At 64.2% G+C, this 24,892-nt stretch carries 20 protein-coding genes, 1 tRNA gene and 1 pseudogene; 5 read left to right on the forward strand and 17 right to left on the reverse strand.

The genetic code is table 11. The features are described 5' to 3' along the window. From NCT32_RS28035 to NCT32_RS28090, 12 genes are all read right to left on the reverse strand, one after another. Window positions 1-212, reverse strand: a 212-nt coding sequence (locus tag NCT32_RS28035) for an aldehyde dehydrogenase family protein (RefSeq protein ID WP_250490734.1), incomplete at its 3' end; no start/stop codon positions are given. 33 nt (window positions 213-245) lie between these two features. Then, the gene (locus NCT32_RS28040) at window positions 246-662 is read right to left on the reverse strand and encodes a helix-turn-helix domain-containing protein (RefSeq protein WP_061121224.1); all 417 of its coding nucleotides are present in this window, start codon (window positions 660-662) and stop codon (window positions 246-248) included. After that, on the reverse strand, window positions 659-1,828 hold the full coding sequence (locus NCT32_RS28045) for an FAD-binding oxidoreductase (protein ID WP_061121223.1): 1,170 nt from the start codon (window positions 1,826-1,828) through the stop codon (window positions 659-661). The genes NCT32_RS28040 and NCT32_RS28045 overlap by 4 nt, the downstream gene beginning before the upstream one ends. Beyond that, the gene (locus tag NCT32_RS28050) at window positions 1,825-3,213 is read right to left on the reverse strand and encodes an NAD(P)/FAD-dependent oxidoreductase (protein ID WP_250490735.1); all 1,389 of its coding nucleotides are present in this window, start codon (window positions 3,211-3,213) and stop codon (window positions 1,825-1,827) included. Before NCT32_RS28050 ends, NCT32_RS28045 begins: the two co-directional genes overlap by 4 nt. Further along, window positions 3,198-3,512, reverse strand: coding sequence for a (2Fe-2S)-binding protein (locus NCT32_RS28055; protein WP_061121221.1), 315 nt, complete (start codon window positions 3,510-3,512; stop codon window positions 3,198-3,200). Before NCT32_RS28055 ends, NCT32_RS28050 begins: the two co-directional genes overlap by 16 nt. Continuing rightward, entirely contained in the window at window positions 3,509-5,332 is a 1,824-nt protein-coding gene (locus tag NCT32_RS28060) for an ABC transporter ATP-binding protein (protein WP_250490766.1), read from the reverse strand. The genes NCT32_RS28055 and NCT32_RS28060 overlap by 4 nt, the downstream gene beginning before the upstream one ends. Window positions 5,333-5,352: 20 nt before the next feature. Next, window positions 5,353-6,282, reverse strand: a complete 930-nt coding sequence (locus NCT32_RS28065; protein WP_061121220.1) for an ABC transporter permease — start codon at window positions 6,280-6,282, stop codon at window positions 5,353-5,355. Next, complete coding sequence (locus tag NCT32_RS28070) at window positions 6,279-7,235, reverse strand: ABC transporter permease (protein ID WP_250490736.1); 957 nt, start codon at window positions 7,233-7,235, stop codon at window positions 6,279-6,281. Before NCT32_RS28070 ends, NCT32_RS28065 begins: the two co-directional genes overlap by 4 nt. 78 nt (window positions 7,236-7,313) lie before the next feature. After that, window positions 7,314-8,936: an ABC transporter substrate-binding protein gene (locus tag NCT32_RS28075; protein WP_061121218.1), complete on the reverse strand. Its 1,623-nt coding sequence runs from the start codon at window positions 8,934-8,936 to the stop codon at window positions 7,314-7,316. 79 nt (window positions 8,937-9,015) lie between these two features. Next, complete coding sequence (locus NCT32_RS28080) at window positions 9,016-10,290, reverse strand: FAD-binding oxidoreductase (RefSeq protein ID WP_250490737.1); 1,275 nt, start codon at window positions 10,288-10,290, stop codon at window positions 9,016-9,018. A gap of 29 nt (window positions 10,291-10,319) precedes the next feature. Then, window positions 10,320-10,988 carry a haloacid dehalogenase type II gene (locus NCT32_RS28085; protein ID WP_250490738.1) on the reverse strand — a complete coding sequence of 223 codons (669 nt, stop codon included), beginning with the start codon at window positions 10,986-10,988 and terminating at the stop codon, window positions 10,320-10,322. 208 nt (window positions 10,989-11,196) lie between these two features. Further along, window positions 11,197-12,675, reverse strand: coding sequence for an aldehyde dehydrogenase (locus NCT32_RS28090; protein WP_250490767.1), 1,479 nt, complete (start codon window positions 12,673-12,675; stop codon window positions 11,197-11,199). Between the two features lie 247 nt (window positions 12,676-12,922). Here NCT32_RS28090 and NCT32_RS28095 point away from each other — a divergent pair, with 247 nt between their 5' ends. Beyond that, entirely contained in the window at window positions 12,923-13,795 is an 873-nt protein-coding gene (locus NCT32_RS28095; protein WP_250478038.1) for a GNAT family N-acetyltransferase, read from the forward strand. A 33-nt stretch (window positions 13,796-13,828) separates the two neighbouring features. On the opposite strand, the gene NCT32_RS28100 is transcribed toward NCT32_RS28095, so the two are convergent. Together NCT32_RS28100 and NCT32_RS28105 are read right to left on the reverse strand one after the other, a co-directional pair. Next, a complete protein-coding gene (locus NCT32_RS28100; protein WP_250490739.1) occupies window positions 13,829-15,406 on the reverse strand; it encodes an ABC transporter substrate-binding protein in 1,578 nt (525 codons plus the stop codon). A 62-nt stretch (window positions 15,407-15,468) separates the two neighbouring features. Then, entirely contained in the window at window positions 15,469-17,496 is a 2,028-nt protein-coding gene (locus NCT32_RS28105; protein ID WP_061121214.1) for an FAD-dependent oxidoreductase, read from the reverse strand. Window positions 17,497-17,592: 96 nt separating this feature from the next. On the opposite strand from NCT32_RS28105, the gene NCT32_RS28110 reads away from it, so the two are divergent. Beyond that, entirely contained in the window at window positions 17,593-18,555 is a 963-nt protein-coding gene (locus NCT32_RS28110; RefSeq protein WP_250490740.1) for a LysR family transcriptional regulator, read from the forward strand. 6 nt (window positions 18,556-18,561) lie between these two features. Here the strand turns inward: NCT32_RS28110 and NCT32_RS28115 are convergent, their stop codons facing one another. Continuing rightward, window positions 18,562-19,764 (reverse strand): mechanosensitive ion channel family protein, encoded by a 1,203-nt coding sequence (locus NCT32_RS28115; RefSeq protein WP_061121212.1) that lies wholly within the window; start codon window positions 19,762-19,764, stop codon window positions 18,562-18,564. Window positions 19,765-19,929: 165 nt separating this feature from the next. On the opposite strand from NCT32_RS28115, the gene NCT32_RS28120 reads away from it, so the two are divergent. Continuing rightward, window positions 19,930-20,014: transfer RNA gene (locus tag NCT32_RS28120), tRNA-Leu, on the forward strand. A 47-nt stretch (window positions 20,015-20,061) separates the two neighbouring features. Here NCT32_RS28120 and NCT32_RS28125 read toward each other — a convergent pair. Then, window positions 20,062-20,997, reverse strand: a pseudogene (locus NCT32_RS28125) (LysR family transcriptional regulator); the annotation flags it as partial. Between the two features lie 114 nt (window positions 20,998-21,111). Between NCT32_RS28125 and NCT32_RS28130 the strand changes: the two are divergent. Beyond that, entirely contained in the window at window positions 21,112-22,461 is a 1,350-nt protein-coding gene (locus NCT32_RS28130) for an NAD(P)/FAD-dependent oxidoreductase (RefSeq protein WP_250490741.1), read from the forward strand. 43 nt (window positions 22,462-22,504) lie between these two features. On the opposite strand, the gene NCT32_RS28135 is transcribed toward NCT32_RS28130, so the two are convergent. Continuing rightward, window positions 22,505-22,753 (reverse strand): hypothetical protein, encoded by a 249-nt coding sequence (locus tag NCT32_RS28135; RefSeq protein WP_061121210.1) that lies wholly within the window; start codon window positions 22,751-22,753, stop codon window positions 22,505-22,507. A gap of 350 nt (window positions 22,754-23,103) precedes the next feature. On the opposite strand from NCT32_RS28135, the gene NCT32_RS28140 reads away from it, so the two are divergent. Further along, complete coding sequence (locus tag NCT32_RS28140; protein WP_250490742.1) at window positions 23,104-24,636, forward strand: NuoM family protein; 1,533 nt, start codon at window positions 23,104-23,106, stop codon at window positions 24,634-24,636. Window positions 24,637-24,892 lie beyond the last annotated feature (256 nt).

Here is a 24,892-nt window from a genome sequence, read left to right on the forward strand (position 1 = left end):
TGTAGCAACGCGACGCGCTCTGCCACGCGCGTCTGCGAGAACGACACGAACGCGCGCCGCGCCGCTGCCACCGCGCGGTCCACATCGCGTGCATCGCCGAGGGCGACTTCGCCGATCGTTTCTTCCGTGGAAGGATCGATGACAGGCAAACGCATGCTGCCGAAAGGCTCGACCCATTCGCCATCGATATAGAACTGCTGTAGATGTCGCATGTTTTCGAGTAGTGGCGGATCGTTCAGGAAGCGTCAGGCGGCGTGCGCGCTGTCGAAAGCAAATGCCCGCGGTCGATTTTGCGCGACGCGCTTGGACAAACCGGCATCGAGCTCGGCCGAGCGGGCCTTCTTTTGCGTGCGCTCGACGAAAGCGCTCGGCGTCATGCCGCATAGGCGCTTGAAGTGCCGCGCAAGATGACTCTGATCGAAAAAGCCGACTTCCGTCGCGACGACCGAACCCGGCACACCCGCGAGCAACAAGGTCTGCGCGCGCCGCACACGCAGCTCGCACAGGTACTTGTACGGCGACAGCCCGAATTGCTCGCGAAACACGGTCGCGAAGCGCGATACGCTCAGCGCCGAGAGATCGGCGAGTTGCGCGAGGCTCACGGTCTTGTCGAAATTGGCTTCGATATAAGCGAGCGCGTCGACGAGATTGGCTTGGCTCATGGCGAAGTCTCGGAGGTGACCGATTCGGCGTGCGTCGACGAAGCGCGCTGAAATCGTCCAATGGAAAACGATGTGAGGTCGACGGGCGTGCTGCCGCTATCGAGCAACTCGGCGAGCGTTTCGCCGACGCCCGGCCCGATCTGAAAGCCCGATCCGCTGAAACCAAACGCATAGAAAAGACCATCGGCTTTCGTGCTTGGGCCGATCACCGGCTCCGAATCCGGCAGATAGCTTTCCACGCCGCTCCATACGCGAATCACATGCAGCGGGCGCATCGCGGGCACCATGCGGCAGAACTGCGCCATCTGTGCGACCGTATTCGCGGGCAGCACGGATGCGCGCCGCGTGCCGGCATCGGCGGGACCGGGAGGGCCGCCACCCAGCACGATATTGCCGCGCGGAATCTGCCGGAAGTACACGCTCTCTTCTTTGATGGACGTGTACACGCCCATCGAAAACTGGAAGACGTAGGGCACGGGCTCGGTCACGGCCATCTGCGGACCGCGTGCGGTGAGCGGCACAGGCTCGCCGAACTGCGTCGATAGCGCATTGGCCCACGCGCCCGCGCAGATCAGCACCTGCTCCGCGCGATACACGTCGCCCGTTGCGCTTTCCACGCGAAAGCCGCCCGCTTCCTTTTCGACGCGCACCACTTCCGTGTTCTCGACGATGCGCGCACCGAGCCGCGCCGCCGCGCGGCCGAACGCGGGCGCGGCGAGACGCGGGTTCGCGTGGCCATCGAGCGGCGAGATCGATGCGGCGAGCACATCGCGGCCGAGGAACGGAAAGCGCCTGAAAAGGGCCGCGCCTTCCAGCACATCGAGATCGAGGCCATACGCGCGCGCATCGGCGGCATAGCGATGAAAGTATTCCGCGTCATGCGCGTGATAACACACACGCGTATGCCCCGACGGCAGGAACTCGACGTCCTCGCCGAGCAATTCGCGCGAACGCCGCCATGTGTCGAGCGCACGATTCGACATCGCGAGTTGTTCGAGCGCGCGGCCTTGGCGACGCACGCCGCCGAAGTTCACGCCGCTCGCCTGCTGTCCCGTCAGACCGCGTTCGAGCAGAATCACCGAACGCTTGCGTCGGCGCAGAAAGAAAGCGGTCGAGGTGCCGACGATGCCGCCGCCGATCACGATCACATCGGCGCGTTCGATCATTCGCTCGTCTCCATGTCCTCGTGCGGCGCAAGCGCCATCGGTAAAGGTTTGACGGGCGCCTGCCCGCGCAGGCGCCCGACTGCTTCGAGCGGCACGCGTGCTTGCGCGGCGATCACTTCCGCGCCCGCATGCGCGCAGAACCGGCCCTGGCATCGGCCCATGCCGACACGGGAGAATGCCTTGGCGCGATTCGCTTCCTTCGCGCCCATGTCGTTCACGACGCGCCTCAGCTCGCCGGCGGTGACCGCTTCGCAGCGGCAGACGATGGTTTCGTCCGGCAGCGTGGCTGCGAATCGCGCGGGCCACGGAAATGCGGTACGCAAGCCCGCCGCGAAACGCGTGAAGCGGCTTAGTTGCGTACGCAATTTGTTTGCTTCGTCTTCGTTGCAGGTCATGCCGAAGTCTTTGATCGCCGCAAGCGCGGCGAGCCGTCCCGCGCGTTCAGCGGCATCCGCGCCGCGCACACGCGCGCCATCTCCCGCGAGATAGACGCCCCTTACGTTGCTGCGGCCGTCTTCATCGGCGACGGGAAGCCACTGTTGCAACGCATGATCGAAACGGAATTCGCAGCCCGCGAGATCGGCGAGTTGAGTTTCGGAGCGCAGGTGATAACCGAGCGCGACGGCATCGCATTCGACTTCGAGCATTGCGCCATCGGCAAGCGTCACGCGCACGGCTTGAACGCCACGCTCAGGTGTGCCGCGAACCTCGACCGGCGTAATGCCGCGATGAATCGGCACGCGCGCATCCTTGAGAATGCCCATCAGCGCGATGCCTTTCTTCAGCGTCGATGGAATCGCGAGCAGTTGCGGCAACGCGCGCAGACGTTGCGCAAAAGTCGATGTATCGAGCACCGCGCTCACCGTCGCGCCCGCTTTGACGTATTGCGCGGCGACGAGATAAAGCAGCGGCCCCGTGCCCATCATCACGACGCGAGAACCGATCGCGCAGCCCTGCGATTTCAGCGCAACCTGCGCGCCGCCGAGACTATAGGTTCCCGCGTGATGCCAGCCAGGCACGGGCATCACGCGATCGGCCGCGCCGCTGCAAATGATGAGCGCATCGAATGCAAGCTCGCGATGATGCGTGCCGCTCACTACATGCACCGCATTCGGCGCTACGTTCCACACGAGCGTATCGGGCATATAGTCGATGTGCGGGCGCAATGCATCGAAGGCCTCGTGCAACGCACGCGCGCGTTGCGCCTCGGTGCCGTACAAGGTGTCATAGGTGCGCGTGAATCCTTCCGGCTGACGACGATAGATCTGCCCGCCATCGCGCCGGCTTTCGTCGATCACCACGGGACGCAAGCCGGCTTCGACGAGCGCCTGCGCCGCGCGCACGCCTGCAGGCCCCGCGCCGATCACGATCACAGTCGCGGCCATACGCCCTCCTCGGCTTGCGAGAGACGCGTGACAATGGACATGCCTTCGACCGCCGGCGTCGTGCACGCGCGCACGCGCTCGCCGGCTTCCGTCCACACCCAGCAGTCCTGGCATGCGCCCATCACGCAGAAACCCGCACGGCGTCCGTCGCCGAACTCGGAATCGCGCAAGTCTTCCTGCGAGGTGAGCAGCGCGACCATCAACGTGTCGCCTTCGGACGCGAGCGCACGTCTGCCGTCGATGACGATACCGAACGTCCTGCGCTCTTTCTCCGCGACCCTCACGAAACGTCCGCTCATGCCGTCTCCGCTTCTGTGGACTGCATGCGCGAGAGATCGCCCGCGCTGTGATGACACAAAATCTGCGCGCCCGACGGCAAGGTCTTCCTCGCTGGCGGCGTCACATTGCATTTGCCGTCGATGCGCGCCGAACAACGCGAACGGAAGCTGCACAGTTCGGGTGCATCGCTTTCCGGGCCGAGCACGGGCAACGCGCCGAGCGCCATCGCGCGGCGCGAATCGAGCCAGCCGGGACGCAGCGCGGGCACCGAGTCGATGAGCAAGCCCGTGTAAGGGTGATAAGGCGGATGCGAAAGCGCATCGCGCTGGCCCGCTTCGACGCACTGGCCCGCATAGAGCACGATTACTTCGTCGCAGATCGCGCGCACCGTCGAGATGTCGTGGCTGATGAACATGTACGACACGTGCAGTTCGCGGCGCAGTTCCGCGAGCAGATCGAGGATCGCCGCGCCGACGACGGTATCGAGCGCAGACGTCACTTCATCGCAGAGAATGAGTTCGGGATTCGCGGCGAGCGCACGCGCGAGGTTCACGCGCTGCTTCTGTCCACCCGACAAACCGCCGGGCTGACGCTTCGCAATCGATGCGGGCAGCTTCACCAGATCGAGCAGTTCGAGCATGCGCTTTTGCGCAGCCGCGCCGCGCAAGCCGTGATAGAAGTTCATCGGCCTGGCGAGGATATCGGCGATGGTGCGGCTCGGGTTCAGCGCGGTATCGGCGTTCTGAAACACGATCTGCACGCGCCGATACTGCTCCAGCGTGCGCTCCGACAGCTTCGCGGGCAAGGGCTTGCCATCGAGCAGCACGTCGCCGCGCGCACGATCGACGAGGCCCGCGATCACGCGCGCGAGCGTCGTCTTGCCCGAGCCGGATTCGCCGATCACGCCGAGCGTGCTGCCGCGCGCGATCTTCAGGCTCACGTCATCGAGCACGCGCACGGCGGGCACGCCGTTCGCATCGATACGGCCATAGCCCGCGCTCAGGTTGCGTATTTCGAGCAGCGGCACGTCGCGCGCTTCGTCGGGCATCGTGAGCTGCGCTTCCGGACGGCGCGTAGCAGCAAGCAGTTGACGCGTGTAATCGTCGGCGGGTGCATCGAGCACTTGCGCGGTCGCGCCATTCTCGCGCACGCGGCCGCCATTCAATACGACGATGCGATCCGCCATCTGCGCGACGACCGCCAGATCGTGCGACACGTACACGGCTGTCGTGCCCAGTTCGCGCACCACGCCCTTGAATGCGGCGAGCACTTCGATCTGCGTGGTCACGTCGAGCGCGGTGGTCGGTTCGTCGAACACGACCACGGCGGGATCGGTGATCAACGCCATCGCCGCCATGAGCCGCTGCAACTGACCGCCCGACACCTGATGCGGATAACGATCGCCGATGGTCTCGGGGTCCGGCAATGCCAGCGAACGGAAGAGACCGATCGCCTTCTCACGCGCGGCGGCGGGCGTCATCAGCTTGTGCAGCAGCGCGGGCTCGGTGACCTGATCGATGATCGTGCGCGCCGGATTGAAGCCCGCCGATGCGCTCTGCGCGACATACGCGACCGTTCGTGCACGCAATGCGCGACGGCCCCTGGCGTCGAGCGACAATACATCCGTATCGCCGATCTTCACCGAGCCGCCCGCAATCGCGCATCCGCCGCGCGCATAGCCGAGCAGCGCGAGCGCGATCGTCGTCTTGCCCGAACCCGACTCGCCGATCAGCGCGAGCACTTCGCCCTTCTTCACCGTGAAATCCACGCCTCTCACGATCTCGACGACCGGATCGGGCGCCACGCCCGCGACGACGCGCAAGCCTTTCACTTCGATCATGTTCGTGCTCGTTGCCGTATTCACTGAGCGCCTCCATGCGAACGCGCGCCATGACGACGCAGGCTGTCGATAAGCAGATTCACACCGACGGTCAGCGTCGCGATCGCCACCGCGGGCATCAGCACCGCGGGCGCGCCTTCCGAAAGTCCGCCGATGTTCTCGCGCACGAGCGAGCCCCAGTCCGCATTCGGCGGCTGCACGCCGAGGCCGAGGAAGCTCAGGCCCGAGAGCAGCAGCACGATGAACACGAAGCGCAGGCCGAAGTCCGCGAGCATCGGATGAATCATGTTGGGCAGCACTTCCACGCGCGCGATATAGAAGAGTTTCTCGCCGCGCGCCTTCGCCACCTGCACATATTCGAGCGTCATGATGTTCACCGCGAGCGAGCGCGAAATGCGGAATGCGCCGGGAATGTAGGCGAGCGCGGCGACCATCATCAGCATCGGAATGGATGAGCCGAACGCCGCGATCACGACGAGCGCGAGAATCTTGCTCGGGATGGAAATGAGCGCATCGAAGAGGCGGCTCAGCACTTCATCGACCCAGCGCCCCGACACGGCGGCGATGAGACCGAAGAACGTGCCGATGACGCTCGCCGCCACCGTCGATGCGAGTGCGAGACCCACCGTGTATTGCGTGCCGTAGAGAATGCGGCTTAGCATGTCGCGGCCGAGATAGTCGGTGCCGAGCAAATGCGCCGGGCTATACGAGCCGAAGACTTCCGTCGATGTGAACGCGCCGCCTTTATACGGCGCGATGACCGGCCCGATGAATGCAACCGCGAGCCAGAACACGACGATGAAAAGACCGACGAGCCCCAGCACGGAGAAGCGATCGACGAGGCGCTTCGGCATGCTGCGCTTGACGACGGGCGCCTGTTCCTGCGGCGCATCGGCGGGAGGCTGCTCGTATAGCACGGTCGTGGCGTGAGAAGAGACGTTCCGGTTCATCGTTGACGCAGCCTCGGGTTGGAGACGATCTGAGCCAGATCGGCAATGAGCACGAGCGCGAGATAGGCCGCGCAGAAGACCATCACGCAGCCCTGCACGAGCGGCATGTCGCGATTGGTGACGGCATCGACCATCAGGCTCGCGAGACCGGGATAGTTGAAGATCGATTCGACGATCACCACGCCGCCGAAGAGATACGACAGCGAAAGCGCGACCGCGTTGGCAATCGGTCCAATGGTGTTCGGCAACACATGCCGCAAGACGACACGCATGGGCGTTGCGCCCTTCAGCAAGGCCATTTCCACATACGACGCATTCAGTTGATCGAGCACGGCCGCACGCGTCATGCGCGCCATCTGCGCAACGATCACGCAGCAGAGCGTCATCACCGGCATCGCATACGTGCGCACCAGGCCGCCGAACGACGACACATCCGACAAATACGACAACGCGGGCAGCCAGCGCAGCTTCACGGCGAAGATCAGCACGGCGATGGTCGCGACGAGAAACTCGGGCACGGCGACGGTCGACAGCGTGAGCACATTGAGCACGCGATCGACGAGCGAGCCGCGATACATCGCCGATGCAATGCCGATCACGAGCGCGAGCGGCACGGACACGAGAGCGGTCAATCCCGCGAGCACGAGCGAATTCGGCAGACGCGTCGAAATCAGTTCGCTGACCGGCAGATTGTTCGACAGCGACGTGCCGAAGTTGCCCGTCATCACATGCACGAGCCATTGAACATAGCGCGTGAGCGCGGGTTGATCGAGACCGAACTGATGCCGCAGCGCCGTCACCTGCTCGGGCGTCGCCGCCTGACCGAGCGCCTGTTGCGCGGCATCGCCAGGCAACAGTCCGGTGATGCCGAACACCACCATCGACACGATCAAGAGCGTGAGCAGCGCGAGGCCGAGGCGCGCGGCGACGAGTCGTTGCGCATGAACTTTCATCGGATATCGCCTCTCGTTGAAGGGTTGACTTCGCGCGCCGCCGCTTCAAGCCGGCTCGCGTCCGCTGTCAAATCACGCTCATGCTTCGAGCCACACGTTTTCGGCGAACATCCAGCCCATCAGACCCGCGAGCGGAATGCCGCCAAGACCCTTGAGCTTCGCGCTGTGCGCATCGAGCGAGCTCTGGAACATCGGAATGCCGATGCCGCCATCCGTATGCACGAGCTCCTGCATGTCGCCGTAGATCTTCTTGCGCTTCGCTTCGTCCGGTTCGCCGCGCGCGGCGACGAGCATCTGGTCGAACTGCGCGCTCTTCCAGTTCGCTTCGTTCCACGGCGCGTCGGACTTGAAGAACTGCGTGAAGATCACATCCGCGCTCGGGCGCGCATTGATGTTGCCGAAGCCGAGCGGATGCTTCATCCAGTGGTTCGACCAGTAGCCATCGGATGGCACGCGCACGACTTGCAGATTGATGCCGGCCTGCGGCGCGACCTGCTGCATCAGCACGGCCATTTCGACGGAGCCTTCCGCCGCCGGCGATGCGTACAGCTGGATCGGCGTGTTGCCGACCTTCGCCTTCTGGAAGTGGAACTTGGCCTTGTCGGGATCGAACGCGCGTTGCGGCAGGCCCGACATGTAGTACTTGTTGCTCGGATCGATCGGCTGATCGTTGCCGATCGCGCCATAGCCGCGGAAGATCGTCTTGCGCATCTGCTCGCGGTCCATGAGATACGTCATGCCGCGACGAAAATCCGCGTTGCCCGTGATGCCGCCGTCGTCGCGCATGATGAGGTCGGTGTACTGGCCTGTCTTCGTTTCCAGCACCGCGAAACCCGGCGTGCCCTTGATGCGCTCGGTCGAACGCGCGCTCACCGCGTTGATGAGCTGCACGTCGCCGGACATGAGCGCGTTCACGCGCGCGGGTTCATCCGCGATACCGATGAGTTCCACTTCATCCAGATGCGGCATGCCCGGCTTCCAGTACTTCTCGTTGCGTACGCCCACGGTGCGCACGCCCGGCGAGAACTCCTTCAGCTTGAACGGGCCCGTGCCGACGGCGGTCTTGAAGTCTGTCGTGCCGTCTTTGATGATGAGGAAATGCGAGTCCGCGAGAATCACGGGCAGGTCCGCGTTCGCACCCGTCAGCGTGATGGTCAGTTCGTTCGGGCCGGTCGCCTTGATCTCCTTGAACTGATCGGCGAGCGTCTTCGCCTTCGAGGCGACAGCCGGGTCTTTATGACGCATCAGCGAATAGATGACATCCTGCGGCGCGAGCGCTTTGCCGTCGTGGAACTGCACGCCGTTGCGCAGCTTCACGACCCATACGGTCGCGTCTTTCGTTTCGAGCGACTCGGCGAGCGCCATCTTCGCGCCGAGATGATTGTCGAGTTCGGTCAGGCCGCTATAGAACATGAACGCGCGGGCGTAGTCCGTGCCGAGCGCGCCCTTGGCGGGATCGAGCGTATCGGCGGCCGACGACGACTGCGTCGCCACGCGGATGCGTCCGCCCTGCTTCGGCTTGTCCTGCGCGAAAGCCGCGCCGCTTGCGCTCAGCAGCCCCGCGCCTGTCACTGACAGCAAGCCGCCCGCGGCCATCGCGCGAAGGACGTTGCGCCGCGACGCGCCGCGGCGCGTCAGTTCTTCGAGCCGTTTGCCGGCATCGGCATGGACAAGTGCTTCAGGCGATGTGTCGATGCTCATGAACTTCTCCGCGATAGGGACTGTGAATGTTCGACGGCTCTTTGATTGAATGCTGGCCGCCTGTCTTTGCTTCGATGCTTCAATAGAACACGTCTTTGATCGAGTAATACGCGCCGACGAGCGGTAAGAACCACGGCTTGCCCGTATGACCCGGAATCGCGGGCCAGTCGAAATCGCGCCACGGGTTCGCATCGGCGTGGCCGTTCATCACGTCGGCCATGATCTGGCCCATGTGCGTCGACATCTGCGTGCCGTGGCCGCTGTAGCCCATCGAGAAATAGATGCCGTCGTGCTGGCCCGCGCGCGGCAAACGATCCGCGGTGATATCGACGAGACCGCCCCAGCAATAGTCGATGCGCACGTTGGCCAGGCTCGGGAAGATCGCTGCGAGATTCGCTTGCAGAATTCGGCCGCTCTTCGCATCCGATGGGCGCTCGGATGCGGTGAAGCGTGCGCGCCCGCCGAGCAGGAGACGCGCATCGGGCGTCACGCGAAAATAGTTGTGCATCAGGCGGCTCGTCGTGTACGAACGCCGGTTCGGCAGCAGCCGTTGCAGTTGGTCCGCAGGCAACGGCTCCGTCACGATGATGAACGAACCCACGGGCGCGAGTCTGCGCCGATACCACGAGAACGGGCCGTGCTTCGACGGGCCCGTCGCGATCAGCACCTGCTTCGCGTGCAAGGTGCCGCGCCTGGAATCGATTCGATATGCGCCGCCTTCCTTCGTGATTCCCGTGACTTCCGCGTGCTCGTAGAGACGCGCGCCTTGCCTGACCGCTGCCTGCGCAAGCCCGGCGGCGAACTTGCCCATATGCATCTGCCCGCCATGACGCTGCAGCAAGCCGCCGTAAAAGGCATCGGACTGCACTTCGTTGCGGACCTGCGCGCGATCGAGCAGATCGATGTCCGGATCGACTTCACGCCGGATCAGCTCGGCGGTCTTCGCGATATGGTCGAGATGATGCGGCTTCGCGGCGAGCTTCAGCTTGCCGGACGCGAGATAGTCGCAATCGATGTTCTCTTCGCGGATCAGACGCTCGACGGTGTCTACCGCCGCCGCATACGCGCGATAACAGCCTTGCGCCCGTTCGACGCCGAGTTGCGCGCGCAGCGCCGCATAGTCCTGCGCGACGCCCGTATTGCACTGACCGCCGTTGCGCCCCGACGCGCCGCCGCCCATGCGCCCGGCATCGAGCACGACGACGCTCGCGCCGCGCCTGGCCAACGCGAGCGCCGCCGACAAGCCCGTGAACCCGCCGCCGATCACGGCGACATCGGCCTGGCCATCGGCCGGGCCTTCGCACGTCGGGATCATCGCGGGCGCGGTGTCGAGCCAGTAGGAGTCGAGTTTCATCGGCATTGCTCGCGTGGAAGTGGCTTTCTTTACAGACCGAGTTGCGTGGCGAGATCGCCGATGGTGTCCACTTCGTAATACTCGTAGTACGGCGTGCCCGGCTCATGGCCGCGCTTCACGAACGCCTTGTGCTTGATGCCCATGTCGTGCGCGGTCATCAGGTCGTAACGCAGGCTCGACGACACATGCAGCACGTCCTCCGGATTGCAGTTCAACTGATCGAACATGTATTCGAAGCCCTGCATGCGCGGCTTGTACGATTGCGCCTGCTGCGCCGTGAATACGCGATGGAACGGCGCGCCGAGCTTGTCGACGTTGCTCTGGATCTGATCGTTCGATGCGTTCGACAGAATCACGAGCTTGTACTTCGTAGCGAGCCGCGAGAGGCCTTCCGGCACGTCCGGATGCGGGCCCCAGGTCGGCACGGCGAGGTAAAACTTTTCGGCTTCCGCTTCATCGAATGCGACGTTCGTGCGTTCGCACGTGCGGCGCACGGAGTTGACGACCACGTCGCGATACGGCTTCCACGCGCCGAGCACTTCGTCGCGGCGATAGCCCGCGAAAAACTTCACGAATTGTTCGAGGTCGTCGCCTTGCAGGCGGTCGCCGTACATCTCGCGGGCCATATCGGCCATGCGGAATTTCGTCAGCGTGCCGTAGCAGTCGAACGTGATGTACTTCGGCTCGAAATCGATCATGGTGTCAGTCCTGTCGTGTGATGAACCCGTCCGGAGTTCAGTGGTGAAAACAAGGAACAGCGATGTGTTGAGGAAAATTTAAACAGTGCAAAAATGACTGATGGCGTCGAATGCGTGCCTCGCGGCGACATAAGTCATGCGTTTTGAGGCATCGCCACAGCAGAAAATGCGGCGCCTTTTTTGCACGATCGTGCATGTCTTGTGCGCCTCATCCTTCCGTATCGATGAGCACGCTCTTGAAGCGCAGATTCGCTTCGTAAGCCTGCCGCCCGAGGTCCTTGCCGATACCCGAGCGCTTGTAGCCGCCGGTCGGAAGCACGAAGTCGCTCGTGCGGCCATAGCGGTTCACCCAGACGGTGCCCGCCTCGATGCCGCGCACCATCCGCAAAGCCAGCCCGATGTCCGCCGTATGCACGCCCGCGGCGAGACCGTATTCAGGATGCGCCGCGAGTTCGAGCGCTTCTTCTTCCGTATCGAAAGACTGCACGGTGAGCACAGGGCCGAAGATTTCGCTGCGCACGGCGTCGTTGTCCTGCGTGACATCGCATAACAAGGTCGGCGCGTAGAACGCGCCCGGCGTCGCCGCATCCGCGCGCTTTGCGCCGCAACGCAAGGTCGCGCCGCCCGCGATGCTGCGTTGAACGATCGCGTCGATACGTTGCGCCTGCGGCTCGGAGATGATCGGCGGCAGCGTCGTGCCCGCGGCCCACGTCGCGCCGGCTTTGAGTTCGCCGAATGCCTGCGCGATGCGATCGGTCAGCTCGCCGGCGATTGCGCGCTGCACGAGAAGCCGCGAACCCGCAACGCACACTTGTCCGGCATTGCCCGTGATCGCGCCGGCAATGCGCCGCGCTACATCATCGATGCGCGGTGCATCCGCGAACACGATCTGCGGACTTTTGCCGCCCAGTTCCAGCGTGACCGGCTTCGTGCCGGTTTCGGCGCATGCGGCCATGATCGCGGCGCCGGTGCGTGTCGATCCCGTGAACGTCACTTTGCCGATGCGCGGATGACGCACGAGCGCGTCGCCGGTCGTGCGGCCATCGCCCTGAACGACGTTGAAGATGCCAGGCGGCACGCCCGCTTCCAGTGCGAGCTCGGCGAGACGCAGCGTGGAAAACGGCGTCATCTCCGAAGGCTTCAGCACCACCGCGTTGCCCGCCGCGAGCGCGGGCGCGGCCTTCCAGATGCCCATCACGAGCGGAAAGTTCCACGGCGCGATCGCGCCGATCACGCCGTAAGGCTCCGCTATCGTCATGCCCAGATGCCGATGATCGGTCGCCGCGACATCGCCGCCGATCTTGTCGGCAAGCTCCGCATAGAAGCGGATGCTTTCGGCGGTGAACGGCACGTCCCAGTGGTACGCATCTCGCACGGGGCGCGTCGAGCCGAGCGCTTCGAGCGGCGCGAGGGTGGCGGCATCGGCGGCGACGAGATCGGCGAATTTGCGCAATACTCGCGCTCGCTCGCGCGGCGCGCGGCGTGCCCAGTCGCTCTTCTTGAACGCACTGAACGCGTTCTGCACGGCGTAGTCGATCATCGCGTCATCGGCGACAGGCACCGATGCATACGCGACGCCATCCGATGGCCGCGCGACCTCGATGCGCGACGCGCCCGCATCGATCAATTCGCCGCCGATGAAATGCCCGCTCCTGATGACGATGCTGGCAGGATCGAACCGGTCCATATGCGTGAGTCCTCTTCCGTGATGCTGCGTTGACATGGCTTCATCGTAGGACCGGAGCACCGGCATATTTCGCCGACAAAATTGCCGATACAGCACAGCATGCGCGTTCTTGCGGCGATAACCCGTGGTTTTGCGTTGCACCACATGCGCCGGTCCATGCACCATGCGTGACAGGAAGATCGTCCTAGCCACGCGCGCGCTGCGGTGTCAAAGTTGCGATAAATGTATTCAAGGTCAGGAGGCCGGCGTGCCCGACTCGAGCAATAACAATGTGGTCGAATACCGGGCTTTCACGCTCGACGACATTCCCGCGGCGCACGCGCTGTCGGCCTCCGTCAAATGGCGGCATCGCGCGGACGACTGGCGCTTTGCGGCGCGTCTCGGCGACGGCCTCGCCGCCGTCGATCCGGCGGGCGCGCTCGTCGGCACGGCGCTCGCCTTTCCGTTCGGCGCGAACGCCGCGACGCTCGGCATGTTCATCGTGTCGCCGGAACATCAACGGCAGGGCATCGGACGCGCGCTGCTCGACCGGCTGACGGCGAAGCTCGGCTCGCGCACGCTCCTGATTCACGCATCGAACGAAGGCAGGCCGCTGTGCGAGCAACGGGGCTTCACGCGCATCGACACGATTCAACAGCATCAGGGTGCGGCGTTTCAACCGCCGCTGGTTTCGCTGCCGCCCGGCGAGCGGCTGCGTCCGATCGGCGCGAAGGACACGCCGCGTCTCGCCGAACTGGCATCGCGCGCGAGCGGGCTGGACCGCTCGGCGCTGCTTCCGCAACTGCTCGATGTCGCGAGCGGCATCGCGCTCGATCGCGACGGCGAGCTGATCGGCTTCGCGCTCTTCCGGCGTTTCGGCGACGGACATGTGATCGGTCCGGTGATCGCACCCGAATCGCCGGATCAGAGCCGCGCCAAGGCGTTGATCAGTTACTGGCTCGCGCTGAACGCGGGCATGTTCGTGCGCGTCGATACGCCCTTGCGATACGGGCTTTCCTCGTGGCTCGAAGGGCTCGGGCTGCCGCTCGTCGATACCATCGAGCAGATGGCGTTGAACGGCGTGCCCGCCGCCGATGCCACGCTCACGCAGTTCGCGCTGACGAGTCAGGCGGTGTGGTAGTCGCGTGCGCGCAGACATCGGCGGAAGCGGCTTTCACGCCTTGTCCAGCCACGCGAACTCCGCGAACCGATAGCCCATCACGCGCCCCGAAGGCGTGCCCTTCAATCCGCGCAAGGTCGAGCTCTGTGCGTCGATGAAGTTAATGAATGCGGGAATCACGAGACTGTTCTTCTCGTAGATGATCGTCTGCATGTCGCCGTACATCTGCTTGCGCTTCGCTTCGTCGCGCTCGCGGCGCGCCTGGGTCAGCAACTGATCGAACTGCTCGTTCTTCCATCCCGACTCGTTCCAGTTCGCATTCGAGCGGAAGAACTGCGTGTACAGCAGGTCGAGCGTCGGGCGCGGCAGGATGGAGCCGTAGGTCATCGGATACTTCATCCAGTACGTCGTCCAGTAACCGTCGGCGGGCACGCGGCGCACGTTGATATCGACGCCCGCCTGCTTCGCGGCCTGCTGAATCATCATGGCGGAGTCGAGCGCGGTTTCGACCGATGGCGGCGCGATGATCTCCGCACGCGCGGCTGGCGTGCCGGCCTTCTTGAAGTGGAACTGCGCCTTGTCCGGATCGAACGTGCGTTGCGGCAATCCCTTCATGAAGTACGGATGCCACTCCGGCACCGGATGATCGTTCGCAAGCGTGCCGTGGCCGCGCAGCATCACGTTCACGATGCGCTGCCGGTCGTGCAGATACTTGACGCCCTCGTTGAAGTCCGCGCTCTTCGTCGGCAGCATGTCCTGCCGCAAGGCGAGGTCCGAGTAAAGCTGCGACGGACTTTCGAGCACCGTCACCTTGCCTGTCTGCTTGACGCGATCGACATCGCGCGCGGGCAGCGGCGAGATGAGCTGCACGTCGCCCGCGAGCAGCGCATTGGTGCGCGCCGCGTCGTCGCCGATGCCGATGATCTCCACTTCGTCGAGATACGGGCGCCCCGGCTTCCAGAAGTTCGGGTTGCGCGCGCCGATGCAGCGCTGCGCCGGCGTGAACTCCTTGCACGTGAACGGGCCCGTGCCGTTCCCTTTGGAGAAGTCCGTCGTATTCGCGGCGACGATCACCAGATGCGGAATCGCGAGCAGCGCGGGAAGATCGACGTTCGGCTCGGTCAACGTGATCTCGACCTTCAGCGGCCCCGCCGCCTTGACCGAGCTGATGCCATCGACGATCGACTTCGCCTTCGATGCCGTCGCCGGATCCTTGTGGCGCATCAGCGAAAAAACGACATCGTCGGATGTGAAGGGCTTGCCGTCGTGGAAATGCACGTTGGGCCGAAGCGTGACGGTCCATTTCACGAAGTCGTCGGATTCGAGCTTTTCCGCGAGCGCGTTCTGCGTCTTGAAGTCGGCGTCGAGTTCGGTGAGGCCGCTATAGAACATGTACGCGCGTGAATAGTCGCCGGTATGCGTGCCCTTCGCTGGATCGAGCGAATCCATGAGCGACTGGTTCGCCAGCGCCACGCGGATGCGTCCGCCGCGCTGCGGCGCGGGCTCCGTCGCGGCGAACGCGAGTGACGATGCGCCCGGCAGGATGAGCGTCGCCGCGCCCGCGGCGGCCAGCGTCTTCATCGCCTTGCGGCGGCCAGGATCGGCGACTACGAGTTCCTTCGGCAATATCATGGTCAGCCTCGCTCGGTCATGTCGTTATGCGGATGGTATGGCGAATACGATGCAACCGGCCTTCACAGCGCGAGGCATAGCCTGCAGGCGTCGTAGATGGCCGTGTGAATGTCGCGCGACGCGCTCGCGTCGCCAATGCGGTAAAGATGGAACTGTCCTTCTTCGCCCTTCTGCACTTCGGGCTGCGGCTTGCCCGTGGCGAACGCTTCGAGATCGGTGTAGCCGTCGTTCACGGAATACATACGCGTCGCCTCGAACAGATCATCGACTGCGAGCATGCCGCGCTCGACGACGACATGATCCGCTTCCATCTCCACGAGATCATTCGTCAGGTGATGACGGAACACGGCCCGGCGCTTGCCGGTATCGGACGTGCTCACTTCGATGAGCTCGATGTTCGTGCGCACGGGCACGTCCCAGCGCGCGATATTGCGCATCCAGACCTGATCGTCGCCGCGGCCGCCGGTTTCCTGCGCCGGCATGCTGTCGATGAGCGCGAGCGATACATCGAGGCCCGCATCGACATAACGCTCCGCGCACAGATACGCGTTGTGGCGGCCGGTGCCGTCGTACACGAGCACGCTGCCTTCGCGCGGCGGCGTGTCCGTGAGCGCGTCGAAGACCGACTTGCACAGCTCGCCGCCCGGCAGCGCATCGAGATTGGGCAGACCGCCCGTCGCGATAATGACGACATCCGCGCCATGATCGAGCACGTCGCTCAGTTCGGCGTAGTGGTTATAGCGCACGTCTACGCCGAGCTTTTCGATCTGCGCCACGCGCCAGTCCACGATGCCGATGAGGTCGCGACGCCAGCTTCCCGTCGCCGCCAGCAGCATCTGTCCGCCCGCCGTCGAGTTCGCTTCGAGCACGGTGACGTGATGGCCGCGCGTCGCGCAGATGCGCGCAGCTTCGAGACCCGCCGGTCCCGCGCCTACGATGAGCACGCGCTTCTTCCGCGCGGCTTCGGGTATGTCATGCGTGAGATAGGTCTCGCGCGACGTCGCCGGATTATGGATGCACGTCGCGCGGAAGTTGCGGCAAAACGATGCGCCGACGCACGGCCGCGCCTCGTCCTCCTTGCCCGCTGCGACGAGCTTCACGAGATGCGGCTCCGCGATATGCGCGCGCGTCATGCCGACCATGTCGAGCAGGCCTTCGCGGATCGCGTAGCGCGCGGTGGCGAGATCGGCGATCTTCGCTGCATGAAACACGGGCAGATCGACTGCGCGCTTGAATGCGGCGGCTTTCGGCAGCCACGGCGCGGACGGCACGAACATCCCCGGCATGGAATTGACCGCGAGCGACATCTTCGTGTCCATGCGCCCGAACGTGACGTTGAAGAAGTCGAAAAGGCCCGTGCCTTGCAGAATGCGCGACATCTCCAGCCCTTCCTCGAAGCTGCATCCGTCTTCGAGCGCGAAGCGAAAGCCGACGATGAAATCATCGCCCACCTGCTTGCGAATCTCCTCGTGAACCTCAATCGCGAAGCGCACGCGATTCGCCGTCGAGCCGCCGTATTTGTCGGTGCGCAGGTTCACGGTCGGGTCCATGAACTGGCCGATGAGATGACCGCCCGCATGCGATTCGATGCCGTCGAGGCCGCCATCGCGGCAGCGCTTCGCCGCGAGGCCGAAGTCGCGGATCACGCGTTTGATGTCCGCGTCGTGGATTGCTTGCGGCATGGCGCGGTGCAGCGTTTCACGCACGGCCGATGGCGCGATCATCGGCAGCCACGGCTCCGTGTACGCATCGCCGCGCCGCCCGAGATGCGTGATCTGGCACATGAGCGCCGCGCCGTGCGTGTGGATGCGATCGGAAAAGCGCCGCAGATGCGGCACCACGGCGTCGGTTCCGACGTTGATCTGCTGGAATGTGTTCGGACTGTCGAGGCTGACGTTCGACGACCCGCCGAACATCGTCAGCGCGATACCCCCTTTCGCCTTTTCCTCGTGATACCGTTGATAGACCTCCTGCGGGAATTCGTCGCGCGTCAGACGGCTTGCGTGACTCGTGCTCATCACACGATTTTTGAACACGAGATGCCTGAGTGCGAATGGCTGAAGCAACGGGTCCGACGAAGCAGTAGTCATGGCCTGCCAGATGAAGTGAGCGTCGGACTCAAGGTAAGGAGGTCAATATGCGCCGTCAAATTACAAATCGATGCATGCCCCATAACATGGTGTTGTATGAGTCTGCGACTTCCCTCGCTTCAGGCACTGGTCGTTTTCGAAACATCCGCGCGGCTGCTGAGCTTCACCAAGGCAGCCGGCGAACTCAACGTAACGCCCGTCGCGGTGAGCCGCATGGTGGCGCGGCTTGAAGACGCGCTCGGCTTCAGGCTCTTCGAGCGCACGAAGCTAGGGCTAACCCTGACCGATCGCGGTGCAACATTGCAGCACGCCGTGGCTTCCGGCTTCGGGCAGATCGGCGACACCATCGAGGAACTCAAGCGCGACCACGCGCAAGGCGAGATAGTCACGCTGTCGCTTGCAAGCGGTTTCGCCGCGTTATGGCTCCTGCCGCGATACGCCGAGTTTCGCCGTGCGTTTCCTTCCGTCAATCTGCGCTTGCAGGTGATGGCGGGACGGTTGTATGGACCGCTCGAAGATGCGGACCTCGGCATCCGGCTGCATGGTCCGGGTTCGGACAAGGACCCGCTTCTGCTGTGTCCGGAGATCATCGTGCCCGTCTGTAGTTCGAACTATCTGGCGCAGTTCGGTCCGCTCGATGCACCGAAGAGCATCGACGGTCACGCCTACATTCATCTCGACGTGACCACGCTCTCATGGGCTGATTTTCATCGGGCGACGGGACTCTCGGAGAAAGGCATCGGCGAAGCGGTGCATCACACCGACCCGGGACTTGCCGTGCAATGCGCGATGCTCGGCCAGGGCGTCGTGCTCGGCTGGCTGCTCGCGGTCGCGGCGCCGCTCAACGAGGGCAAGGTCATTGCCGCGTGGGATCGCTATATCGAAACGGGCTCCAATTACGTGCTCGAATTTCGCTCGTCGAATCCGTCGGAGAGCACGCGCGCGGTGGCGCGGTGGCTCATCGACGAGATGAAGAAGGAACTCGACGACGCGCGGCGCGTGCTGGCTTTGTTGAAAGCGGTGCCCAAGGACCGCGTCGATCATGCGAGCACGCTTTGAGCATCGTCATGACGCCGCTGCCGACGCGCGCTCGCGCTGCCAGCAGCGCAGGCCGAAGAGCGGCACGACGCCATAAGCGTGATCGAGCATGTCCGACAGCAGGCTTTCGTATCGCTCCCAACGTATCTCGTCGATAAACACGCAAATCTCTAGCGCGACGATGGGCGCCGTCGACTGCACCTGGCGAATCACGAGCGGCATGTCACGGCGCACGGCCGGATGCTCACGGAAATATCCGCTGAGATAGAGCCTGTACAAGCCGAGGTTCGTGCGGCGCTCGCCTTCGGGCATCGCGAGCGGTCGTTCGAATGATTCGCGCAGCCGCGCGAGCAAGGCATCGTCGGGGAAGCGGATGGTATCCACATCGAAGTGAATCGCGTGCCGCAGGCGCCGCCCGCCGGACGCGATCATGCCGCGCCAGTTCTTCACGCTGTTGGTTAGGAGAAGCTGGCTCGGCAGCATGACGACCGTGTTGTCGAAGTTGCGCACCTTGATCGTGTTCAGCGCGATGTCGATCACGATGCCATCGGCGACGAATCCCGGCACTTCGATCCAGTCGCCCACGCGCAGCATGTCGTAGGCCGCGAGCTGAATGCTGGCGACGAAGCCGAGGAGCGAGTCGCGAAAGATGATAATGAGCAGCGCCGTGACGGCCGAGAGACCGGTGAGCAGATAAACCGGCGAACGCTCCAGCAGCAACGACACCACCGCGATCAGCGCGACCAGATATACGACGATGGTCGCGATTTGCAGAAAGCTCTTGATCGGCCGTTCGCTCGCGGAAGGAAAGTGGCTGTATCGCTCGTCGATGCTGTCGCGCAACGCGAGCGCCGCGCGCACGAGCGTATAGACCATGTAGCAGGCTGCAAGGATGGCCAGCGGGTGGCCGAGCGCAGGAATGACCGGGAACGAGAGGCCGGAGAGCAACGGCGCCGACGCATAGATGATTGCCGCGGGCACGAGCGGCGCGAGCCGGTGAAACACGCGATGACGCTCCGCCGCGATCAGCCACTTGCGCCCTTCCTTGCGTGCGAGCCGGCCGACGATCAGGAGCATGATCGAGCGCGTCACGTAGTAGCAGATCACGCTCGCCAGCAGGATCGCCAGTAGCAGGGCGGCCACCAGCAGTGTCGCGACGAGCCAGCTCTCGGTGGCGACGTGGACTTGCCAGTCCGGTCCGACTTCGAAACGCAAGGTGTTGCCGAACATGGACGCTCCCGATGTGGGCGAAGCGAAATGATTATTCAGGCGAATCGGACGTGGCACTTGCTCCGCTGGCTATTGTAGTAGCGTCGTCTTGATCGTCGGGTGCCCATGTGACGCACGAAGGCACTTCGCATCTGCGGATTTTCCCGCTACAATTCGGTCCCCTTTGCCCAGGTGGCGGAATTGGTAGACGCACTATCTTGAGGGGGTAGCGCCGCGAGGCGTGCGGGTTCGAGTCCCGCCCTGGGCACCAGTCGCATCGGCGACGACTTCCGTTTTCTTCTGTTCCTTGCGTCCCGAACGTGCCTTGTGCATCTCCGGCGGCGCAGTCAGGCCCGCTACAGCCGCCCCCGACTGCATCAGAAACTCCCTGAATGCATTGGCGACCTGAGGCAGGCGCCGCTCCGACATATGCACCACATGCCACGCCCGCTCGATCGGCGTAGATGGCACGGGCAGCGTCGCGAGCAAGCCCGCCTGCATCTCGAGCGCGCACGCGTGCAGCGAAAGAAACGCGACGCCGAGTCCCGCTTCGACGAGCTGCTTGATCGCCTCGTTGCTCGATAGCTCCGATGCGGCATGCAGCTTCAATCCCGCTTCCTTGAAAAGCCCTTCGATCGCGACACGCGTGCCCGAGCCGCGCTCCCGGACGAGCAGATTCGCCGATTCGACATCGGTCAGGCTCAGGCGCCTGGCGTGCATGAGCGGATGCGACGGCGCGGCGACGAACGCCATCGGATGCTTCGCGAATGCCGCCGCGTTCGTGCGCAATTCGCGCGGCTGACGTCCCATGATCGCGAGATCGATTTCATTCGTCGCGAGCATGCGCACGATGTCATCGCGATTGCCGATGCGGAACTGCAGCTTCACGCCGGGCCGGTCTTTCGTGAAGCGCACGAGCAGCGGCGGCACGAGATACTCCGCCGTCGTGATCGCGCCGATGCGCAGCGTGCCCCCCAGCTCGCCGCGCAGCGCCGCCACTTCTTCGCCGGCTTCATTCCACAGGCTCAGAATCTCGTTCGCATAACGCGCCATCACCTCGCCCGCGGCCGTCAACTGCACCTCGCGCCCTACCCTGCGCAAGAGCGGGGTGCCGGCCGCCTCGCCCAGCAGCGAAATCTGCAGCGACACCGCCGGCTGCGTGAGATGCAGTTCGTCGGCGGCGCCCGAGATGCTGCCCACGCGCGCAACGGTCTGCAGCGTGCGCAACTGGCGGAAAGTCGTCGTCTTTAACATTAGTGAAAACTTATGAGTCGGCGATAAATACTCAATGGCGCAAATGTTTTCGCGACCTTATATTTTTTCCAACGAGGTCGTCAAGCATCCAACAGCACTCCCGGGAGGTCCACGATGTTGAATCCGTATGCGCAACAGCAGGTCGATTCGCCCCATCGCATCGTCGTCGTGGGCGGCGGGGCCGCCGGGCTGGAGCTCGCGACGCGTCTGGGCAATGGCGTCGGCAAGCGGCGCCGCGCCGAAGTGATCCTCATCGACCGTTTCCCGACACACTTCTGGAAGCCGCTTCTGCACGAAGTCGCCTCAGGCCAGATCGACGCGTCGAGCCATCAGATCGATTACGCCGCGCATGCGAAGTGGAATCACTTCCGCTTCGAGCAGGGCGCGCTCGCGAGCATCGATCGCGGCCGCCGCGAGATCGTCATCGACGAGACGACCGATATCGACGGACGTCCGCTCCTGCCGAAGCGAACGCTCGCATTCGATACGCTCGTGCTCGCGCTCGGCAGCGTGACGAACTTCTTCTCGATTCCGGGCGCCGAACAGCACGCATTGACGCTTGAGACGGTGGAGCAGGCAGAGACGTTCAGGCGGCGTCTGCTGTCGAGCCTGCTGCGCTCGAGTCACGCGCGGCAAGCGACGCCCGGCGCGAGCGCGACACCTGTTTCGGTGACGGTGATCGGCGGCGGCGCGACCGGCGTCGAACTGGCCGCCGCGCTGCGTGGCTCGGCCGAAATGTTGCGCGACTATCACCTCGCCTCGCTCGATCCGGCGCGTGACATCCGCATTCGCCTGCTGGAAGGCGCGCCGCGCGTGCTGCCCGCGCTGCCCGAGCGCATTTCGGCGCGCGCCCAGGACGTGCTCGCCGGGCTCGGCGTCGAGGTTCGGCTGGGCTGCCGTGTGCGCGCGGTCGATGCGAATGCCGTTTCAACCGTGGACGGCGAAACGCTCGCCAGCGACATCACGATCTGGGCCGCGGGCGTGGAAGGGCCGCCCGTGCTGCGCACGCTCGAAGGACTGCCGTTGAACAGGCTCGGGCAGGTCATCGTCGATGCAACGCTGCAGGTCGAACCCGGCTCGGGCATCTACGCGATGGGCGACTGCGCCGCGTGCGCCGCATCGAAAGGCGACGCGCTCGTGCCGCCGCGCGCGCAGGCCGCCTGGCAGCAGGCCGTCTATCTCGCCGATGCGCTCGCGCGCCGCCTCGACGATCGCGCCGTGCCGCTTTTCTCCTATCGCGATCAAGGCACGCTCATTTCCTTCGGACGCGCGGGCGCGGCCGGCGCGCTGATGAGCGAGTTGCTGCGGCAGCCGCTTTTCATCGACGGATGGTTCGCGGCGTCGTGCTACCGGCATCTGTATCGCCGGCACATCATGGGTCTCACGGGTGTCAAGCGAGCCGTGATGTATGCCGCGAGCCAATGGCTGCGCGAACGCGTGCGGCCCACGGTGAAGCTGAACTGAGGCGGCGACTGTCCGCGCAAGCCCGCGTGAACGGGCTGCCGTTTCACCGCATCGCCACGGCCTCGCCAGGCTGCGAGCGGCCCGACACGAGGCATTGCGACCTGAATGCGTCGCGCTGGCTGCTCGCGGCGGCATGACTGAAACCCTTGCTCAGGGCGTCGAATTCGACTTGCGCGGCGCTCTGGGCACACGAGGCCGCGCCGATGTCGTGTCCCTGCGCGTGAAGCATGGCGCGATCGGCGACGAGGTACGCGACGAGTGCGAATACGACGGCCTTGAATGTTTTCTTCATGCTTGTCTCCTTGCGGTCTAGGCTAAGGGCCAGCGGGCCGCGGGCAAATCAGGGCAACCCCGGAGCGAACGAATGTTTGATTCGATGCGGCGCGCGTCGGACCGATAAGCGGTAAAAAATGTCAATGCCGTCCGGCGCAATGAATTTGATACGCCGCAACGTCCCCAAAATCTTTTCTTTTGGGTTATCCTCGTTAACCCTTAGGAATACGTCTAGCGTATTCGGGTTGCGCTTGCGGATTCAACCTTCCGCGCATCTCGTCCTGTCTTACATTCCACTGTCACCGCGCCTTTCCCGCGAGCACGCCATTGCGTGCTAACCGTGCTTTGCGCCTGATTAGAACCAAGCTTATGCATCTGCCGTCCGTTCTCAGCTTTCTCATCTGGATTCCAGTGGTGTCGGGCATCTTCGTGCTGACGTTCAGCGCGTCGGCCACGCTTTCGCGCGCCGTCGCCCTGTGCGGCGCGGTTCTCGGCCTGCTGCCGGTCGTGCCGCTGCTGTCGCGCTTCGACGCCTCTTCCAGCGCGATGCAGTTCGTCGAGCGCATCGAGTGGCTGCCGCAGTTCGGCATCTCGTACCATCTGGGTGTCGACGGCATTTCGCTGTGGTTCACCGTGCTGACGGCGGTAACGACGCTCATCATCTTCATCGCGTCGTGGCAGTCGGTCACGAAGCAGGTCGCGCAGTACTACGGCGCGTTTCTCGTGCTCTCGGGCTGCATGCAGGGCGTGTTCGCATCGCTCGACGGCATGCTGTTCTTCGTGTTTTTCGAGGCGTCGCTGATTCCGCTGTATCTGCTGATCGGCACATGGGGCGGCGAGCGGCGCGTGTACGCGGCCATTCGCTTCTTCTTTTTCTCGCTGCTCGGCTCGCTCGCGATGCTGGCCGCGCTGATCTATCTCTGGACGCAGGCGCATACCTTCGACATCGACGCATGGCGCCATCTGAAGCTCGGCTTCGCGCCGCAGATCGTCGTCTTCGTCTGCTTCCTCGCGGCTTTCTCGGTGAAGGTGCCGATGTGGCCGGTTCACACGTGGCTCCCCGATGTGAATTCGGAAGGCCCGACAGGCGCGGCAATTCTGCTCGGCATGCTCAAGATCGGCGGCTACGGCATGTTGCGCTACGTGTTGCCGATCGTGCCCGACGCATCCCACTTCTTCGCCCCGGCGATGATCGCGCTGTCGCTCGTCGCCGTCATCTACGGCAGTCTCGTCGCGCTCGTGCAGACGGACATGCGCAAGCTGCTCGCATACTCGGCGGTCGCGCACATGGGTCTCGTGACGCTCGGCCTCTTCACGTTCGACCGCATGGGCACCGAAGGCGCGGTCGTGCAGATGCTGTCGTACGGCATCGTGTCCGGCGCGATGCTGTTGTGCACCGGCGTGCTGGTCGAGCGCACGAAGAACGGTTCGATCGATGCCTACGGCGGCGTCGCCAACACGATGCCCCGCTTCGCCGTCTGCGCGATGCTGTTCTCGATGGCCAACGTCGGCCTGCCGGGGACCTCGGGTTTCGTCGGCGAGTTTCTGGTGCTGATGGGCGCGATCCGCCTGAATTTCTGGATCGGCGCGGCAGCCGCTTCGTCGCTGATTCTGAGCGCGGCCTACACGCTGTGGATGGTCAAGCGCGTGATCTTCGGCGCGGTGAAGAACGAGCGCGTGGCCGGCCTGCGCGATCTCGGCAAGCGCGAGCTCGCGCTGTTCGGCGCGATGGCCGTGCTCGTGCTCGCGATCGGCGTTCATCCGAAGACCTTCACGGACGCGATGGGCCCGTCGGTCGAGAGCCTCATGTCGGCGGTGCAGGGCTCGACGCTGCCGGACGACGCCAGCGCGCCTTCGTTCAACGCGCGTCGTGAAGCGAGTTCGGAACGCACGCCGGGCTGAGTCCCGCGACGCTGTCAGCCTGTCGCGGCGTGCCGGTGCACGAGCGGCAGGCGCACCTGCAACGGGGTCCCGCTCGCCTGGCGACGGCTTTCGCTATATTCCGGCATCCTTATCATTCGATCACGGCGCATTGGCCCGCGTTGATCGCATATCGGTGCATCAGGCACGCAACGCGACGTGACGTCCCCGATCACGCCGGAAGGCTTATGATAGGCACTTGCGGCCATAGTGATCCAGGCCCGGACGACATGGAAGC

Source organism: Caballeronia sp. INML2, assembly GCF_023631365.1.
Lineage (GTDB): Bacteria > Pseudomonadota > Gammaproteobacteria > Burkholderiales > Burkholderiaceae > Caballeronia > Caballeronia turbans.

Coding starts and splice junctions, on each gene's coding strand:
- NCT32_RS28080 (WP_250490737.1), bottom strand. CDS start 10,290: ATGAAACTCGACTCCTACTGGCTCGACACCGCGCCCGCGATGATCCCG.
- NCT32_RS28130 (WP_250490741.1), top strand. CDS start 21,112: ATGTTGAATCCGTATGCGCAACAGCAGGTCGATTCGCCCCATCGCATC.
- NCT32_RS28140 (WP_250490742.1), top strand. CDS start 23,104: ATGCATCTGCCGTCCGTTCTCAGCTTTCTCATCTGGATTCCAGTGGTG.
- NCT32_RS28105 (WP_061121214.1), bottom strand. CDS start 17,496: ATGACTACTGCTTCGTCGGACCCGTTGCTTCAGCCATTCGCACTCAGG.
- NCT32_RS28115 (WP_061121212.1), bottom strand. CDS start 19,764: ATGTTCGGCAACACCTTGCGTTTCGAAGTCGGACCGGACTGGCAAGTC.
- NCT32_RS28090 (WP_250490767.1), bottom strand. CDS start 12,675: ATGGACCGGTTCGATCCTGCCAGCATCGTCATCAGGAGCGGGCATTTC.
- NCT32_RS28065 (WP_061121220.1), bottom strand. CDS start 6,282: ATGAACCGGAACGTCTCTTCTCACGCCACGACCGTGCTATACGAGCAG.
- NCT32_RS28135 (WP_061121210.1), bottom strand. CDS start 22,753: ATGAAGAAAACATTCAAGGCCGTCGTATTCGCACTCGTCGCGTACCTC.
- NCT32_RS28040 (WP_061121224.1), bottom strand. CDS start 662: ATGAGCCAAGCCAATCTCGTCGACGCGCTCGCTTATATCGAAGCCAAT.
- NCT32_RS28045 (WP_061121223.1), bottom strand. CDS start 1,828: ATGATCGAACGCGCCGATGTGATCGTGATCGGCGGCGGCATCGTCGGC.
- NCT32_RS28055 (WP_061121221.1), bottom strand. CDS start 3,512: ATGAGCGGACGTTTCGTGAGGGTCGCGGAGAAAGAGCGCAGGACGTTC.
- NCT32_RS28075 (WP_061121218.1), bottom strand. CDS start 8,936: ATGAGCATCGACACATCGCCTGAAGCACTTGTCCATGCCGATGCCGGC.
- NCT32_RS28085 (WP_250490738.1), bottom strand. CDS start 10,988: ATGATCGATTTCGAGCCGAAGTACATCACGTTCGACTGCTACGGCACG.
- NCT32_RS28110 (WP_250490740.1), top strand. CDS start 17,593: ATGAGTCTGCGACTTCCCTCGCTTCAGGCACTGGTCGTTTTCGAAACA.
- NCT32_RS28050 (WP_250490735.1), bottom strand. CDS start 3,213: ATGGCCGCGACTGTGATCGTGATCGGCGCGGGGCCTGCAGGCGTGCGC.
- NCT32_RS28100 (WP_250490739.1), bottom strand. CDS start 15,406: ATGATATTGCCGAAGGAACTCGTAGTCGCCGATCCTGGCCGCCGCAAG.
- NCT32_RS28070 (WP_250490736.1), bottom strand. CDS start 7,235: ATGAAAGTTCATGCGCAACGACTCGTCGCCGCGCGCCTCGGCCTCGCG.
- NCT32_RS28060 (WP_250490766.1), bottom strand. CDS start 5,332: ATGATCGAAGTGAAAGGCTTGCGCGTCGTCGCGGGCGTGGCGCCCGAT.